The sequence below is a fragment of the Calidithermus terrae genome (assembly GCF_003574345.1).
Lineage (GTDB): Bacteria > Deinococcota > Deinococci > Deinococcales > Thermaceae > Calidithermus > Calidithermus chliarophilus.
Window position 1 is genome coordinate 1 of record NZ_QXDL01000467.1, and the last position, 669, is coordinate 669.

The window sequence follows — 669 nt, forward strand, 5'->3', positions numbered from 1 at the left end:
CTCGAGACCCCCCGCCCCGCCACCCCACGCCGCACCGCCAGCTTGTGGAAGAAGGCCGACTCGCCCGCGGGCACGTCGGGCCAGAAGGGCTCGTCCTCCCACTGCAGGGTGATGGTGCCCACGGGCTCGCCCTCGAGCCACGCCAGGTACAGCTCGCCGCGCTCGGCCACCGGGCGCAGCTTTTCGGGGGTGAGCCACTCCGGCTCCCACAGCTTCTCGCCGCGCCCGATGAGCCAGGCGGCGGCTTCGGTCAGGATGGCGCTCGCCAGGACGGCCTGCTCGGGGGTGGCACGGCGGATTTCCAGCTCCACCCGCCCATGCTACCGCCCCGGCCGTTCAGTACCAGGGGGGCAGCCCCCCGGCCTCGCCCGCTGGCCGCAGCCAACTGCCCTGCTCCTTGAGGCACAGCCCCAGGTGCCGGGCCAGGCCCTCCGCCCCGGCGCGCAGCAGCGGGGCCCAGGCCGCCGCGCCCTCCGCGGCCCAGGTGTGGTGGACCAGGGTGAGGCCGCCCTCCTCGGCCAGCGTCCAGCGGCCGAAGCCGCGCGAGGTGTGCAGCTCGAGCAGGTGCGGGGCGATCGCCTCGCTGACCTGCACCTCCAGCGCCACCGCCTCGGAGGGCGCCAGCCGCCAGACCTGCCCGAAGCGGGCCCCCACGCCCCAGGGGTCGCC

Annotated in this window: 2 protein-coding genes; both read right to left on the bottom strand. The window is 76.4% G+C overall.

All coding sequences use genetic code 11. From position 1 onward, the window contains the following. Positions 1-311: GNAT family N-acetyltransferase (locus tag Mterra_RS23600; RefSeq protein WP_338025089.1), on the bottom strand; the 311-nt coding region annotated here is incomplete at its 3' end. Positions 312-336: 25 nt separating this feature from the next. Beyond that, positions 337-669 (bottom strand): SRPBCC family protein (locus Mterra_RS22760; RefSeq protein WP_476727206.1); only part of this gene is annotated, 333 nt, incomplete at its 5' end.